The following is a 16,084-nucleotide window of genomic DNA, read 5'->3' on the forward strand; positions in this document are numbered from 1 at the left end:
TAGCGCCGCACCTGCTGGGCCTCAAGGACACTGACGCGCGGCAAAACGCCCACGACACCGGCGTCTGGCGGCGGAAGGTGCACGCGAAGCATGGTTTCGGTGAGACGCAGCCGCCGGATACGGCAAGTCGCTTGTCCGCCTGCGTACAGGAACTCCCAAATCCGCTTGACGTCCGCAGATTCCGTGCTATATTAGGTTTTTGTTAGCATGCAGTCCCCGGGGCCGGATGAGGGCAGTACCCAACTGGCAGCGCGCGGCCCGCCGGTCCCCTGGACGTTGCCGGGGACGAGCTTCGCCTTGCGCGTACGGGGAATGGTACATGGCAGACGGAGTGCATGAACGAGTGGCCCGGCCAAGCGCACCGCGGACGGCCGGTTCGACGGCCAACCCGGCCCCGGCCCTGACCCCAGCCGTCATCCAGCGCGGGTCGGCCGAATCACGTGCCCGCGCTGCTCCCACCGGCCACGGCGCTTCGGCCGGGTTCGCAGCCAATCGCGCGACGCCGCGTGGCGAGCCGGCTCCAGCGGCGGCTTCCGCCCAGGCGCGCGACGTATTGAAACGCGTCTTCGGTTTCGACCAGTTCCGCAATGGCCAGGAAGCCGTCGTCACGCGGCTGTGCGCCGGCGACAACGTGCTGGCGGTCTTTCCCACCGGCGGCGGCAAGAGCCTCTGCTACGAGTTGCCCGCCCTGCTGCTGGACGGGCTCACGGTGGTCATCTCGCCGCTGATCGCCTTGATGAAAGACCAAGTGGAGTTCCTGACGGCCCACGCGGTGCCAGCGGCCCGGCTCGATTCGAGCCTGAACCACGAGGCGGCGCGCGCCGTGTACAGCGACCTGGGCGCCGGTCGGCTGAAACTCCTGTACGTTTCGCCGGAGCGTTTCGGCAGCGAGCGCTTCGTGCACCTGCTGCAGCGGCGTCGCATCGCGCTGCTCGCGATCGACGAGGCGCACTGCATCAGCGAGTGGGGCCACAACTTCCGTCCCGACTATCTGAAGCTGGCCCGCCTGGCAAAGGAGCTCCGGGTTGCGCGCGTTCTCGCGCTGACGGCAACCGCGACACCCGTGGTCGCCGCCGACATCGCCCGTGAGTTCGGCATTGCGGCCGAGAACATCGTCCATACCGGCTTCTACCGACCGAATCTGCGGCTCCGCGTGACGCCGTGCGCGGCCGAGGAGCGCCCGCAGTTGCTCCTGGCGCGGCTGCGCGCGCAGCCGCCCGGGCCGACCATCGTCTACGTCACGCTGCAGCGCACGGCGGAGGAAGTCGCGCAGCGCCTGTCCGCGGCGGGGTTCACCGCGCGAGCGTATCACGCGGGGATGGAGGCCGATGCGCGCCACGCGGTGCAGGATGCGTTCATGGCGTCCGACCACATGATCGTGGTGGCGACCATGGCGTTCGGCATGGGCGTGGACAAGGCCGACATTCGGCACGTCTACCACTACAACCTGCCCAAGGGTCTCGAAAGCTACATGCAGGAAATCGGGCGGGCGGGCCGCGACGGGGCACCGGCGCAGTGCGAGCTGTTCGCCTGCACCGACGACGTCACGACACTCGAGAACTTCTCCTACGGCGACACACCCACGCAGGCGGCCATCGACGCGCTGCTGACCGAGTTCCTGGACGGCGCTGAGCAATTCGACATCTCGGTGGACGAGCTGTCACAACAGTACGACGTGCGTCCCCTCGTCGTCGAAACGCTGCTGGCCTACCTGGAGCTCGAGCACGTGATCCACGCCACCGGGCCGTTCTACACGACGTTCAAGTTCCAGCCGCGGCGGCCGACACAGGAGATCCTGCGCGGCTTCGATGCGGAGCGTGCCGCGTTCCTGCGGGGCGTCCTGCAGCATGCGCGCCAGGGACGCACCTGGTTCACGCTCGAGGTCGACGAGGTCAGTCGCACGCTCGGCGAGCCGCGCGAGCGCATCGTCAAAGCGCTCAGCTACCTGGAGGAAAAAGGCGACCTGGTGCTGGAAGCCACCGGACTGCGCCACGGCTACCGTCGGGCGCGCGGGTCCAGTGACCGTGCCGCGCTGGCAGCAGCGCTGGCCACGCGCTTCATGCGCCGGGAAGAGCACGACGTCGCGCGCATCCGCCGCGTGTGCGCGTGGGCCGCACATGACGGGTGCTTGACGCAGCATCTGCTGGAGTACTTTGGCGAGAAGCGCAACGCCTGCGGGCATTGTGCGCGCTGTGACGGTGAAGCCGCCCGTCCGCTGCCGCTGACACACCGGAATCCGGTGCGCGAGCCGGAAGCAGCGCGCCTGCGCGCGCTCCGCGCCGAAAAGCACGCCGCACTGGCCACGCCCCGGCAGCTCGCCCGGTTTCTTTGCGGTCTGTCGTCACCGGCAACCACGCGGGCCAGGCTGCGCACGCACCCCGCGTTCGGCCTGCTCGAGACAACACCGTTCCAGGAGGTGCTGGCGTTCGTGGAGCAGCACAGCGCGGAGCGCGTGCCCGCGGCCGCATCGGATCGACGACCCACGCCCGGCACGGCGCCGCAGCCCCGGCGCGCTGCAGCGCGAGGCTGACACGGCTGGCGATTACCGCGCCGCGTGCGGCGACACGACAGGTCGGCACCACACGCCGCCCGCCGCCAATGCAGCCACGGCGTAGGCCACCGCGGCCAGGATGACCACGGCGCGATAGCCGGCCGTCATCGCCACGGCGATCGCCGCCGAAGTCGCGACGACCGACGCGACGCCGTTCACGCCCCATCCCCAGCAGACCCACTCGGGACGCTGCCGGTCCAGTACACGTATCGCAGCCGGCATGGGCAGGCCCATGCAGAACCCCGCCGCCAGCGCGACAATTAGTAAGCTCAGCAGCCCCTCCCAAGCCGCGGCAGCAGGCGCCCAGCCCACCAGCCGCAACAAGACGACCAGCGCAGCCACCGCGGCCGGCGCCAGCCACAGGTGCCGCCGGACGAGCCGCAGCCCCGTGAGGCTGCCCAGCCCGCTGACCACCAGCAACCCGCCGATCACCAACGCGCTCGCGCGGACCGGATCGCCGATCCAGTGAATCGCCCGGCTAATCAGCGCCATCTCCACCGCCATGAACCCGCAGCCGATGCCGGCGAAGTAGAGGATCATTCCCAGCAGTGCGACGCCGGAGCGCGGCGCATCGGTCGCGCCGCCTCCCGGGTTGTCCGCTACTGGCGTGCGAACCCGGCGCCAGCGCAATTGCCAAATCAGCAGCGGGACCAAAACCAACAGAAGCGCCGCGCCCGTCCCGACCACCAGCGAGACATACAGGAACAGCCGCCCGATCTCCGCCCGAGTTAGCCACAGATCGCCGTACGCCGCCCGTAACGCCGGCAGCGCCGCCGGTTTGTAGAAGTCCCAGAAGAACGGCTGGTCATCGTGCGTCGGCCGGACATTCAACAACCACGCGTCGAAGAAGTGTACGCGGCGCGGTGACAGAATCTCCGCGGCAGCGAAATGCAGCCAGTCCACCGGCGCGCCGGGCGGACCGCTCAACGCGTCCGGCTGGTTGACCTCGTCAGGCGGCAAGCCGTCGTACCACACCGGCGTCAGGTTGAAATCGTGAATCGCGGTCCGCAACGTTTCGCGGCGCGCATCGGTCAACGGCGACCGCGCGGCCAGCGTGCATACGCCGAGGTAGTCGCGGACCTGGATCATGTGCCGCGCCGGCTCGGTTACGCCAATCGACTCCAGCGCGGCAACCAGCGTGGCAAACAGGCGGATGTTTTCGCGCGCCGGTTCCTGAACACCGCGGGCAACGGCCACCAAGCCGTCATCACGCAGCGCGCGGAGACACGCGGCCAGCCCCTCCACCGTCGCCAGATGATCCTCAGCCAGCCCCCGCACGCCAGCGCTGCCGACGCCCAATCCCTCCAGCGCGACGATCTGGATCAGGTCGTAGCGCGAGTCTGACAGCGATGCAAGGAACTGGCGCGGATCCTGAGCCATCACGCGGATGGCCGGAGCGTCGTACACCCCACCACCCCAGCGGCGCACCAGCGCGACCACGCCCGCATTGGGTTGTACGACGTCGATGCCTACCGCTTCCCGCCGCCGCGCGAGCCACACATTCGCGCCGCCCGTTTCGCCGAGCAGCAGTACGCGCGGCGCGCCCTCGATCAGCCGATACGGCAGCGCCATCAGCGTGCCGTCCAGCACACCGGCCTGTTCCGCCGACGTGATGCGCAGCACCGAGCCGGCCGGGTCGCCGTTGACGACCAAGCTGTACATCGGCGGCGGGGCTTCCCGCAGCGCCAGGAACGGCAGGTCGTGAAACAGCGGACTTTCGTAGAGCTCGACGTAGCCATGCGGATCGGCACGGCGATCCACGCGTTGTGCGGAGCCCTGCGCCGCGAGGCGCCGCAGGTGGGCAGCGTATTTGTACTCGTCATAGCGCGGCACCAGCGGCCAGACGATTTCCGCGCTTAGCGCCACTGCCGCCAGGACGAGCACGGGCCAGATGTGTCGCGGCGCCCGCCGCTGCAGCGCCGCAGCCAGCGCCCCGCCACCCGCCAGGGCCAGGGCCGGCCAGTATCCCTGCTCCGCGCCGCACGTGGCCCCCAGCGCCGCCGCCAGTAGCGCGCCGGCGCCGCTGCCGAACAGGTTGCCGGCGTACACGCGCCCCACGCGCTCCCCTGCCGTCAGCAGCGCCGCCCCGAGAAACAGCGCCCCCACCAGAAACGGCACAAGCACCACCAGCCAGTACAGGACCCACCAGCGCGCCTGCAGCCACAAGTCCCCCGGAATGAAACGCGCGCTCACCGGCAGGACGGCCGCGACTCGTGGCATGCACATGAGCGCCGCAAACAGGCCGCACGCCAGCCAGTACAGGGCCCGAGCCGGCCACGCTCGTACGCGGCGTTCGACCAGTGCCAGCACACTGCCGCTGGCCCCGAAACCCAGCAGCGCCGCGCTGATGACCAGGTACCCGAAATGGTGCCAATGCTCGAGCAACAGGCGGCGCATGAGCGCGACTTCATAGGCAATGACCCCCGCACTGATCAGCGCCACAGCCACGCTGAGCGCGGCCCCGCCCCCGGATGCAGCCCGGCTCGCCGGCCCCGGCCTCATTTCGCCTGCATCTTGCCCGTCATGGGCACGAAACGTACCGGGATGATCGTCCGGCTGCGACGCCCGCCGTCTGCCTGCTTCGTGAGCACGATCAGTCGCTGCGTTTCGTACACGCCGCCGATCGGAATCACCATGCGGCCGCCAGGCTTGAGCTGGTCCCACAGCGGTGGCGGCACGTGACCGGCCGCGCACGTCACGATGATGCCGTCGAATGGCCCCGCTTCGGCCCAGCCATCGTAGCCGTCGGCGCACCGTGTCTGGATCGTCTTGTACCCCAGCCGCGCCAGCCGCTCCGCCGCCTGTTTGAGCAACGGCTCGATGATCTCGAGCGAATAAACGTAGGGCGTCAGGTCAGCCAGCACCGCCGCCTGATAGCCCGAGCCCGTGCCGATCTCGAGCACCTTCGCACCCGGCTTGAGATCGAGCAGCTCGGTCATCAGCCCCACGATGTACGGCTGCGAGATCGTCTGGCCATGCCCGATCGGCAGCGGCGTGTCGTCGTAGGCGCTGCGTCGCCGCTCATCGGGGACGAATTCGTGGCGCGGGACCGCGCGCATCGCCGCCAGGACGGGCTCAGCCCGGACGGGATCGCGAAAGGCATCGTCCCCGGCGATCTGCGTGGCGACCATGGCGTCGCGCTCGCGCTGCCGGTCGGTCACCCGCGGCCGGGGCCACTCCAGCCGGCCATCGGCGTCGCGCGTCACCAGCGGCAGCTCCGCGGTCGGTTGAGTGGCCGCCGGCTGCGTCGTGGCCACACCCGGCGAAGCCGGCCGGCTGTCGGTGGGCACCTCCGGCACCTGCGCGCAGACGCTGCGCGGCAGAAGCGACCATTCCGGCCCGATAACGACCAGTAACGCGGTGGCCACCACGACGCGGCAAGGTCGCGCCTGAAGTCGCCGGCCCCCACTGGATGCAGGAACTCCAGGTCCGCCCGTGTACCATCCGCAGCGCGACATGAACTGGCCAGCCCGGACTGGCATGACGTGGCCTCCGGACGCACCGACCAACATTGTACCGCGCGACTCCGCATGCACAGCCCCCCATTCGCCCCCCCTGCGCGGCCGCAATCGCCGCGTGCGCCCGGCGTTATGCTTCTGGTGGCTGGGTGCATTCGCATCGCCGGCAACATCCGATTACTCTCTTATGAGCCCCGTTGGGTCACAGATCATGCGTCTGCGCTTCACCATCGTGACCGTGTCGGCGGTCTGCATGCTGGCCGCGACCGCATCCGGGGACTCACCCTACGAACGCACGGACTGGACAACCCCCGCGAACGCGGTCGACGAACACGTACTCGCCGTGCTGGCCAAGCGCGGCCTAACGCCGGCCAACCCGTGCTCAGACGAGGTGTTCGTTCGGCGCGTGTACCTGGACGTGATTGGTACGCTGCCGCAGCCGGCGGAGGTGACGGCGTTCCTGGAGGACACGCGGCCGGACAAGCGGGCCATGCTGATCGATGCGCTGCTGGCGCGCCCGGAATTCGCCGACTACTGGTCGCTGAAATGGTGCGACCTGCTGCGGGTCAAGGCGGAGTTCCCCATCAACCTCTGGCCGAACGCGGTGCAGGCGTACCACCGCTGGGTACACGACGCGCTCGCGCGGAACATGCCCTACGATGAATTCGCCCGTCAGCTCCTGACGTCCAGCGGCAGCAACTTCCGCGTGGCGCCCGTGAATTTCTACCGCGCGCTGCAGGGACGCGAGCCGGCGACGATCGCCGCCGCCGTGGCGCTGACGTTCATGGGCACGCGGGTGGAGCACTGGCCGGCGGACCGCCGGCGGGACCTGGAGGTGTTCTTCGCACGCGTCGCGTACAAGACGACGGCCGAGTGGAAGGAAGAAATCGTCTACCTGGATCCGACGCCGGCGAAAACGCGCGCGGCGGTTCTGCCGGACGGCACGGCGGTGCGGTTGGAGGCGGGCAGCGACCCGCGCCGCGTGTTCGCCGACTGGCTGATCCAGCCTGGGAATCCGTGGTTTGCGCGGGCAGTCGTGAATCGCATCTGGGCCTGGCTGTTTGGCCGCGGGATCATCCACGAACCGGACGACCTCCGACCGGACAATCCACCTGTGAACGCCGCGCTGCTTGCGTGCCTGGAGCAGGAACTGGTCCAGGCCCGCTATGACTTGCGACACGTTTACCGCCTGATCCTGAACTCGCGGACCTATCAGCAATCCGCGAAGCCCCGCACTGCCAGCCCTGACGCGGAGCGGCTGTGCGCGTGCTATCCGATCCGCCGGCTCGACGCGGAGGTGCTGATCGACGCGCTGAACCAGGTGTTCGGCGCGACGGAGGGCTATTCCAGCGCGATCCCCGAACCGTTCACGCATATCCCGGAACGCGAGCGGACCATCGCGCTGGCCGATGGCAGCATCACCAGTCCGTTCCTCGAGCTGTTCGGCCGGCCAGCGCGGGATTCGGGCCTGTTCTCGGAACGCAACAACCAGCCCAGCGACGCCCAGCGGCTGCACCTGCTCAACTCGAGCCACATCCAGAAGAAAATCGCGGAAAGCGAGCGATTGCGCGCCATCCTCAGGTCCAGCGGGCGCGATCGGCGGGCCGCGGTCCGCACCTTGTACCTGCTGATGCTATCGCGTGCGCCGACAGCGGCTGAGCTGAGCGCCGCGGAGGCGTACTTCAACACGCCGCGCGTGAAACCCCGGCAGGCTCTGGACGACCTGGCCTGGGCCTTGATCAATACGAAGGAATTCCTGTACCGGCATTGAGTGGAGCCAGATCGCCGTGGCCGACCAAGCCGCCAGCACGAATCCCAAGTCTCCCGCGAGCGAGCTCACGCGCCGTACGCTGCTGCGCTGGGGGCTGCTCGGCGCCGCCGGCATCGCGGGCCTGAGGAACAGACCCGTCGTGGCACAGTCGGTAACCCGGACGGCGCCCGCCAAGGCGCTGATCCAGATCTGGATGTGGGGCGGCCCGGCGCACCTGGACACCTTCGACCCGAAACCCAAGGCGGGCTACGACTACTGCGGCCCACTGGACAAGCCAATCCCCACCAACGTGGACGGCATCCAGATCGGCGAGCTGTTGCCGCAGCTCGCTCAACAGGCCGACAAGTATTCCATCATCCGCAGCATGACGCACGGCGTGAACGCCCACGAGACGGCGGCCTACCTCGTGCAAACGGGGCGCAAGCCCGGTCGGCTGGTTTATCCCGGCGTCGGCGCCGTCGTATCACTGTTCAAGGGCTACGATCACGGCTACGCGGGCATCGTGCCCCCCTATATCGTGCTGACCGAGCCGCAGGGACGTTTCTCGGAGGCCGGCTTCCTCGGGCACCGCTACAAGCCGTTCGCCACCGGCGGCGATCCGAATCAGCAGCGCTTCGCGGTCGAGGGCATCATCGCGCCGGGGATCTCGGACGAGCGCCAGCTACGCCGGCGCGAGCTGCTGCAGGCGCTCGATACGCTGGGCGCGGCCCTGCCCGGTCATCCCGAGTTCGCGCTTTTCGACCAATGCGGCCAAGACGCTTATGGCCTGCTGTTCGGCGCAGCGCGCCAGCTTTTTGACCTCGCGGAAGAATCGGACGAATTGCGCGACCGCTATGGCCGCAACACGTTCGGACAGTCGTGCCTGGCCGCGCGCCGCCTGGTCGAAGCCGGCGTGCCCTACGTAACCATCAACTACAAAGGCTGGGACACGCACAAACAGCATTTTCAGACCATGCGCCGCAAGCTGCCCGAGCTGGACCAGGGCTTCGCCACGCTGCTGCAGGACCTGGCCGACCGCGATCTGCTCGCGACGACGATCGTCTGGTGGGGCGGCGAGTTCGGACGTACGCCACGCGTCCAGTGGGAGCCGCCGTGGAATGGCGGCCGCGGCCATTTCGGTCCGTGCTTCAGCACAGTGGTCGCCGGCGGCGGGTTCAAGGGCGGGCACGTCGTAGGCGCATCGGACGAAACCGGCGAGACGGTGGCCACGCGACCCGTGCATCCCGTAGACCTGATCGGCACCTTCTACGAGCTGCTGGGGATTGATCCCGACGGGCCGCTGCCGAACGCGCGCGGACTGGACGTGCCGGTCCTGGCACCCGCCGACGAGGGCATGGCGTCGGGCGGCCGGCTGCGGGAGATCATGAATATATGAGTCGTATCCGGTACGCATGCCTGGCAGTGCTGTGGCTGTGCGGTGCGGCGGCGTTGGCCCAGCAGGAGCGCCGTGAGCCACACATCAGCTATCTGTACCCCGCGGGCGGGCGCCGGGGCACGGTCGTACAGGTCACGGTGGGTGGCCAGAGTCTGCGCAGCATCACGCGCGCGCACTTCACGGGCGCTGGGGTACATGCCAAGGTCCTCGCCACGTATCCACCGGTCATCAATATTCAGCCCGAGCAACGTGAAGCACTCGTCCGCAAGCTTCGGGTACTGATCGCGCAGCGCTGGGACGAACTGCGCGCTGCGGGTCGCGTCGGCCCCCGACCACCCTGGCGGGAACTGCTGCTGCCCGGCGGAAACCGCCCGCGACGCGCGAATGGAGAGGAGTCCGCCACCTCAGCGCCGGCCGCCCTGCCCGAGCACCCGCTGCTGTACGACCTGGACAAGAAAAGCCTGCGCGAGCTACTGCACATCCGGCACGCCATGGTCAACCTGCGCAAGGGACAATTCAACGCGCAGCTCGCCGAGTCGGTGCTGCTCGAGGTCACGATCGACCGCGACGCCGCGCTGGGTGACCGCGAGCTGCGGCTGCGCGGGCGCCAGGGCCTGACCAACCCGATGGTCTTTGAAGTGGGGGCCGCGCCGGAGACCATCGAACTGGAGAGCAACGACCCCGGCGCGACCGCGATTCTGCCGCCGGAGCCGCCGCTCACGCTGCCTGTCGTCCTCAACGGTCAAGTCATGCCCGGCGACGTCGACCGCTTCCGCTTCCACGCACAGGCGGGCCAGCAGCTCGTCATCGCGACGTCCGCCCGGCGGCTGATCCCCTACCTGGCCGACGCCGTTCCGGGCTGGTTCCAGGCCACGGTTGCACTGTACGACTCTGAGGGTCACGAAGTTGCCTTCGCGGACGACTACCGCTTCGATCCCGACCCGGTGCTGTGCTATGAAATCGCCGCCGACGGCGAGTACGAGGTCGAAATCCGCGACGCGCTCTATCGCGGACGCGCGGACTTTGTTTATCGCATCAGCGTAGGCGCGCACCCGTTCATCACGTCCATGTTCCCGCTGGGCACGCGCGCCGGGCACAAACGCTACGTCGCAATCGACGGCTGGAACCTGACGACCGATCGGCTGTACCTGGACCCGCAGCCGGACGCCGAGGGTCCGCAACACAAACACTGGGGCACGGGCCGGCGCGCCTCCAACCGCCTGACCTACGCCGTGGACCAGCTCGCGGCCAGCCCGGAGGCCGAAACGAACGATACGCCGACGGAGGCGCAGTTGGTCACCCTGCCGCGCATCCTGGACGGGCGCATTGCGCCACCGGGCGACGTCGACGTGTTTCGATTCAAGGGCCGCGCGGGTGACGAGGTGGTCGCGGAAGTGCAGGCCCGCCGGCTGAATTCGCCGCTGGACTCCCTGCTGCGCCTGACCGACGCGACGGGACGCGTGCTCGCCTGGAACGATGACCACGAGCAGGTGGACGGCGTGCTCTACATGGACGCGGGGTTGCTCACGCACAGCGCCGATTCGTATCTCCGCTTCAAGCTCCTCGCCGACGGCGAGTACTTCGTGCAACTGACCGATTCGCAGGGACAAGGTGGACCGGCGTACGGCTACCGGCTGCGCGTGGGACCGCCCAGTCCGGATTTCGCGCTCCGCGTCACACCCGCCAGCATCAACGTGCCCGCGGGCGGCACCGTGCCCATCTGCGTGTACGCTTTGCGCAAGGATGGATTCAACGGCGACATCGAGATCACGCTGCGCGGCGCCCCGCGTGGGTTTCAGCTCAGCGGGGCGCGCGTCCCCGCCGGACGCGACCGGATCCGCATGACGTTGACCGCGCCGGCCAAGCCGTCCGACGAGCTTATCGTTCTGCACCTGGAGGGCCGCGCCGTGATCAACGAGACCGAGGTCCGGCACCCGGCTGTTCCGGCCGAAGACATGATGCAGGCGTTCCTGTATCGCCACCTGACGCCCGCCGAGCAACTCGTCGTCGCCGTGCTGGGCAACCGTTTTCCGGCCGGGACAATCGCCGGCGACGCCACGCCCGTGCGGATTAGCGTCGGCGGCACGGCCAGCGTGGAAGTCCGCCTGCCCGCGCGCGCGTCGCAGCGGATCGTGAAGCTCGAGCTCAACACCCCGCCGGCCGGCATCACGCTGGAGAGCATGGCGCCCCAGCCCGACGGCGTGACGCTCGTGTTGAGCGCGAAGGCCGACGTGGTTCAGCCGGGGTTTGCCGATAATCTCATTGTCGAAGCTTTCGTCGAGGTCCCGCGTCCGAGGCGGAACCCGAAAGCGGGAGCGGAAAAGTCGCGGGTCTCCGGCGGATTCCTCCCGGCGATCCCGATCGAGGTCGTGGCGCCCTAGCCGTCCGCGCGTCGGACTTCAGGGACAACGCGCATGGAGCACTTGGAGTATTGCCCCACGGACGTCCCCGCCGTCGCACAGGTTGCCTGCTTCCGCGGCAGCGACAACGTCAATGAATACCATCTGCTTGTCCGCCCGACCGCGGATGGTTCTTTCGCGGCACAGTTGGACTGGCTGCTGGACGCTTACCGCGCTGCGTTGGCCACACTGGGACTGACGACGGCCACGGCCTTGTTCCGGCGCTTCTTCTGCGACGAGCTCGAGCATGATTCCGCGGCACTGGCCGCGCAACCGCTTGCATCTCGGGACGGGCATGAGGAGCCCTGCGCTGTCTCCTGGGTTCAGCAACCACCAGCACCGCCGGCCCGCATCGCACTTTGGGCGTACCACGCGAGCGACCCGAGCGGGGCACTCGACAAGCGGCTGGACGGCGCCACGCTGACCTGGCAACGACCGCCTTTGACGCACTGCTGGACCACCGGCCTGTCGGCCCCAACGGCACCGACCTGCGACACGCAGACGCGCGACGTCTTCGCGCAGTACGCCGCCCTGCTGCGGCAGCGCCGCCTGGCGCTCGCGCGGCATGTGATCCGCACCTGGCTCTTCATCCGCGACATCGATGCGGACTACGAAGCCTTCGCAGCCAGCCGACGCATGTTGTTCCGCGAGCACGGCCTGACGCCCAGCACGCACTACATTGCCAGCACCGGCATCGCCGGCTCTGGCCCGGATCCACGCGCCGCGGTCACGCTGGATGCGTACGCCCTGGCCGGGGTCCGGCCGGAGCAGATCGAATTCCTGACCGCCCCCGACCACATGTGCCCGACGCACGTCTACGGGGTCACCTTCGAGCGCGGCACGGCCGTCGCCTATCGCGATCGCCGGCACATCTTCATTTCCGGCACGGCCAGCATCGACGCCACCGGCCGGCTCCTGCACGCCGGCGACTTGTCGCGACAACTCGAGCGTGCGCTGGAGAACGTGTCGGCCCTGCTGCGTAACGCGGGAACGGACCTCAGCACATTGGCCATGCTGATCGCGTATGTGCGCAACCAGCGCGACCAGGCGCCGGTCCTGCAGCAGTTGCGCGCTCGATGCGGCAACTTGCCGCTCGAGGTCGTCGTGGCACCGATCTGCCGCCCGGCCTGGCTGGTCGAGCTTGAAGGCCTCGCCATAACACCCACCGCGCGTCCGGAGCTGCCCGCGTTCTAGTTGTCCGTAGCGCACGGCGACTGCGGTCGCACCACCCGGTTGATTCGTCCGGAACCCAAACGACCACAACCGGTGTGAGCCCAAGCGTACGGTCTCAGACTGCCAAGTCATCGCACGGCGGACTGCCCGCCGGATGGTCCGGTCGTAGCAGTGCCAAGCCCAGCGTCAGTGGTCCACACCGTCCGGCGAACATCAGTATCACCAAAATGAGCTTTGCGGCCGTCGAGAGATCGGCGGTGATCCCCAGGGACAGCCCCACGGTACCCAGCGCGCTCGCCGCCTCGAACAGGAGCGACAGGAGCTCACTCCGTTCCACGAGCGAAAGGACGATGACCCCGCCGGCGAGCAGACTCAGGTAGAGGGTGGTCGCGGCCACTGCGTAGAGTACGCGGATCAGCGGGACCTCGTGCCCCAGCCACAGCACCCGGTCACGCCCGCGCAGGACGCTCCCCAAGTTGGCCAGCAGCGCCGAGACGCAGGTGGTCTTGATGCCGCCGCCGGTGCCGCTCGGCGATGCCCCAATCACCATCGCGAGCGAGAGCACCAGGAGCGTGGCCACAGAGAGCGTGCTGATCGGAATCGTGTTGAAGCCGGCGGTGGATGACGCCGTCATCACCTGGAAGCTGCACACCATCAGGCGCTGCCCGAAAGGTAGTGCGCTGACGCTCGGCTCGATCAGGAACAGCGCCACGGTCCCGACCACGAAGACCAGCGCAGTCATGGTGAGAATCACTTTCGAGGTGAAAGTGATCATGTGCTCGCGCCACTTGAGCGAGTACCACACGTCCTGCACGACAATGAACCCGATCGCGCCGAGATAGCACAGTACTCCGATCGTCAGGTTGACGATCCAGTCGCCCGCGAACGACTCGAGGCTGTTCTTGTTCAGGCTGAATCCGGCCGTCGCGAACGCGGAGACCGTGTGAAACAGCGCCGACCAGAGTGGTTGCGCCAGGCCCAGCGCGCTGAACCGCCACCACAGGACCGCCGTACCGATCGACTCAATCGCCAGCGTAAACACCGCCACATGCACGATGAACCGCGAGATCACGAAGTAGTGCGGCACAGAGAAGCCCGCCCGCAGCACCTCGGTGCGCGCCTGCGACAGTGGCTTGCCCCGCGCCAGGATGATCACCGACGAGAGCGTCATGTAGCCGACCCCGCCGAGTTGGAACAAGGCCAAGATGACGAGTTCTCCGAAAAAGCTATACGTCTCGCCAACGCTGACGGTTGACAGTCCGGTGGTCGAGATGGCGCTGGTGACAGTGAAGAGGTGATCGACGACTCCCGCTGGCTTCTGCTGGGCCCAGGGCAAACAGAGCAACGCCGTGCCGATCGCCGCATACGAGGCGAAGCCGAGCGTCAACTGTTGCGCCGGGCGCAGGCGCGACCAAGCGGCCACGACGCGACGCAGCGGCACGCGGACGGCCAGCGCAGCGCGGCGACCGACAATCGCCAGTGCACGGCGCCAACGCTGCCTTCCAGGGGACCGGTCGCCGGGTCGAGTGGTGGATTGAGACTTCTGTTCTGGGCGGGAAGCTGAGGGCTCCATGGGGATGACCGCTTGCTGCTGTCCCGCCTACCGCGCGCTCCTGCACGCGCAGACGGAACACCAGCCACGCACAATCGTGAGCCCGGGAAACACACGGTCGGTCGACCGGCTGTCTCAGGAGAGCTGCGCGTCGTGCTCTTTCACAGGCCTGCGAGGTTAGCTGACGGGCTAGGCCCTGAAAGTGGCCCGGGACCGACCGATCCCTGCGCCCCGGCCACGCCATTCAGGCGGCGCGGCGTCGGGTTCCCCGCTCCCCGGCGTCAACCGGGGATTCGGCTGCAACAACCCGTTCATTGTCCGCGGCAGATGGCCAGCGCGTCAAGCCGGGGCACCCCCGCCCCGCGGGCACCCGCACGACAAAGTCGGGTCAAGAAAGCAGAATGTCCCCTACGGCAGCGGCAGTCGGAACCGCGATTCTGGTGCTATCCGCCCAAGGGTGCCAAGCGCGTTTTTTTTCGCGCGGCCCATTTGGCACTCTTCGTCATCGGGACCCCAAAGCCGTCAGCCTTCAGCCGTCGGCCCTCAGCCAGAAGGGAAGCGACGAAGCGACGGAGCCACGCAGCCACGAAGAGGAGGGAACAGGGAACAGGGAACAGAGGAGCGACGGAGCGACGCAGCGATGCGGGAGTTGGCCGGCATCGGTTGTCAAAGAGCGGTCGCGAGTGTCGTGCGACATTGCGAGTATGCGCTGCGGGGGCAAGCATGGGGTCGCGGACCGCGAGATTGTCGGGGTTGGGCGGGGATTGGCGGCCGGTGCGCGGGATTGGGTCCAGGGACCGAAGCGGGGCGGCGACCGCGGTCCATCCTAGGACAGATAGGGGCGCGGGCGGCGGGGGCGAAGGTTGGGGCTGGAAACGGCGGTGTATGGCGGGGTGGGTGGAAATTTGTGCGCGCTTGGTGGCGGTGGAGGTGCGGAATATGCCCAACTGCGTGAGATTGGGATGCTCGGACTTTCGCCGTTTGTGCTTGGGGAAAAGTAGAATGTCCCGAATGGCATTAATTTAGGCTGCATCATTGTTTTTCCGCAAGGCTTTGCGCAGGGCCGCGCGGGGTTGCTTCATCAGCGGGTACTCCAACGGGCGGCGTTTGCGGACGCGGGGTTCGTAACGGTCGGGCCGCAGTGGATTGACCCAGAGCTCCGGCGGAGCCGTGGCCGCCAGCGGCCAGCGCAGGTGCCGCAACGCGTCCACGAAGCTGATCCGCTCACGAGCCACGCCCTGGCGGGCCGCGGCCGCGGCCATGGCGCTCTGCACCAAGTTGTACAGCAGCGCGAAGACCAGGATTTCCTTCTCCACGCCGGCCACGGTCTCGCTTTTTAGCACGGCCAGGCCGAGCGTCTGCTTCAGGTGCCGCAGGTTGGTCTCCACCTGCCAGCGCTGGCGGTACAGTTCGGCCAGGTCCGCGGCGGGATAACGCTGTGGATCCAGCAGGGTCGTCGCCAGCGTGACCTGCCGCGTGCGGAAACCGGGCGTGGTCACGCGATACCGCAGCTCCCGCACCACGACGTACTCCGGCAACGCCGCGTGCTGCGCCGGCGTCATCGTCCGCGACACGTTCTGGGGCCGCGGCCACAGGACGAGTTGATCCTGGTGTCCGCAGCGGGCCAGCCGGGTCGAACGCGGCCGGCCCTGTTCACGGCCAGGCTGCGCGGCCGAGCGGTGTGGCCGAAAGTCCACGAGTTGCTTCTGATGCAGGCGAAACACGACGAAGACGCCTTGCTGCCAGAGCAACGCCAGGTGGGCATACGAGCAGAAACCGCGATCGGCGACCAGGATGTCGCCCGA

The 16,084-nt window shown here is 68.2% G+C and carries 9 protein-coding genes; 5 read left to right on the forward strand and 4 right to left on the reverse strand.

The window, feature by feature from the left end:
- Window positions 1-319: 319 nt before the first annotated feature.
- Window positions 320-2,530 carry a RecQ family ATP-dependent DNA helicase gene (locus KA383_18560; GenBank protein MBP7748120.1) on the forward strand — a complete coding sequence of 737 codons (2,211 nt, stop codon included), beginning with the start codon at window positions 320-322 and terminating at the stop codon, window positions 2,528-2,530.
- 12 nt (window positions 2,531-2,542) lie between these two features.
- On the opposite strand, the gene KA383_18565 is transcribed toward KA383_18560, so the two are convergent.
- Both KA383_18565 and KA383_18570 read right to left on the reverse strand, forming a co-directional pair.
- Window positions 2,543-5,053 carry a hypothetical protein gene (locus KA383_18565; GenBank protein MBP7748121.1) on the reverse strand — a complete coding sequence of 837 codons (2,511 nt, stop codon included), beginning with the start codon at window positions 5,051-5,053 and terminating at the stop codon, window positions 2,543-2,545.
- Complete coding sequence (locus KA383_18570) at window positions 5,050-5,682, reverse strand: protein-L-isoaspartate(D-aspartate) O-methyltransferase (protein ID MBP7748122.1); 633 nt, start codon at window positions 5,680-5,682, stop codon at window positions 5,050-5,052. The genes KA383_18565 and KA383_18570 overlap by 4 nt, the downstream gene beginning before the upstream one ends.
- A 538-nt stretch (window positions 5,683-6,220) precedes the next feature.
- Between KA383_18570 and KA383_18575 the strand changes: the two genes are divergently transcribed.
- Genes KA383_18575 through KA383_18590 form a run of 4 tightly spaced genes read left to right on the forward strand, consistent with a single transcriptional unit; the run spans window position 6,221 to window position 12,748 of the window.
- Window positions 6,221-7,780, forward strand: a complete 1,560-nt coding sequence (locus KA383_18575) for a DUF1553 domain-containing protein (GenBank protein MBP7748123.1) — start codon at window positions 6,221-6,223, stop codon at window positions 7,778-7,780.
- Between the two features lie 16 nt (window positions 7,781-7,796).
- Entirely contained in the window at window positions 7,797-9,155 is a 1,359-nt protein-coding gene (locus tag KA383_18580; protein MBP7748124.1) for a DUF1501 domain-containing protein, read from the forward strand.
- Window positions 9,152-11,536, forward strand: coding sequence for a pre-peptidase C-terminal domain-containing protein (locus tag KA383_18585; protein MBP7748125.1), 2,385 nt, complete (start codon window positions 9,152-9,154; stop codon window positions 11,534-11,536). Before KA383_18580 ends, KA383_18585 begins: the two co-directional genes overlap by 4 nt.
- Window positions 11,537-11,569: 33 nt before the next feature.
- On the forward strand, window positions 11,570-12,748 hold the full coding sequence (locus tag KA383_18590; protein ID MBP7748126.1) for a translation initiation inhibitor: 1,179 nt from the start codon (window positions 11,570-11,572) through the stop codon (window positions 12,746-12,748).
- Window positions 12,749-12,842: 94 nt separating this feature from the next.
- On the opposite strand, the gene KA383_18595 is transcribed toward KA383_18590, so the two are convergent.
- Together KA383_18595 and KA383_18600 are read right to left on the reverse strand one after the other, a co-directional pair.
- Complete coding sequence (locus tag KA383_18595) at window positions 12,843-14,168, reverse strand: potassium transporter KtrB (GenBank protein ID MBP7748127.1); 1,326 nt, start codon at window positions 14,166-14,168, stop codon at window positions 12,843-12,845.
- Between the two features lie 1,133 nt (window positions 14,169-15,301).
- Window positions 15,302-16,084: transposase (locus KA383_18600; protein MBP7748128.1), on the reverse strand; the 783-nt coding region annotated here is incomplete at its 5' end.

This window comes from Phycisphaerae bacterium (genome assembly GCA_017999985.1).
Taxonomy (GTDB): domain Bacteria; phylum Planctomycetota; class Phycisphaerae; order UBA1845; family Fen-1342; genus JAGNKU01.

Coding starts and splice junctions, on each gene's coding strand:
- KA383_18560 (MBP7748120.1), top strand. CDS start 320: ATGGCAGACGGAGTGCATGAACGAGTGGCCCGGCCAAGCGCACCGCGG.
- KA383_18565 (MBP7748121.1), bottom strand. CDS start 5,053: ATGAGGCCGGGGCCGGCGAGCCGGGCTGCATCCGGGGGCGGGGCCGCG.
- KA383_18570 (MBP7748122.1), bottom strand. CDS start 5,682: ATGGTCGCCACGCAGATCGCCGGGGACGATGCCTTTCGCGATCCCGTC.
- KA383_18575 (MBP7748123.1), top strand. CDS start 6,221: ATGCGTCTGCGCTTCACCATCGTGACCGTGTCGGCGGTCTGCATGCTG.
- KA383_18585 (MBP7748125.1), top strand. CDS start 9,152: ATGAGTCGTATCCGGTACGCATGCCTGGCAGTGCTGTGGCTGTGCGGT.
- KA383_18590 (MBP7748126.1), top strand. CDS start 11,570: ATGGAGCACTTGGAGTATTGCCCCACGGACGTCCCCGCCGTCGCACAG.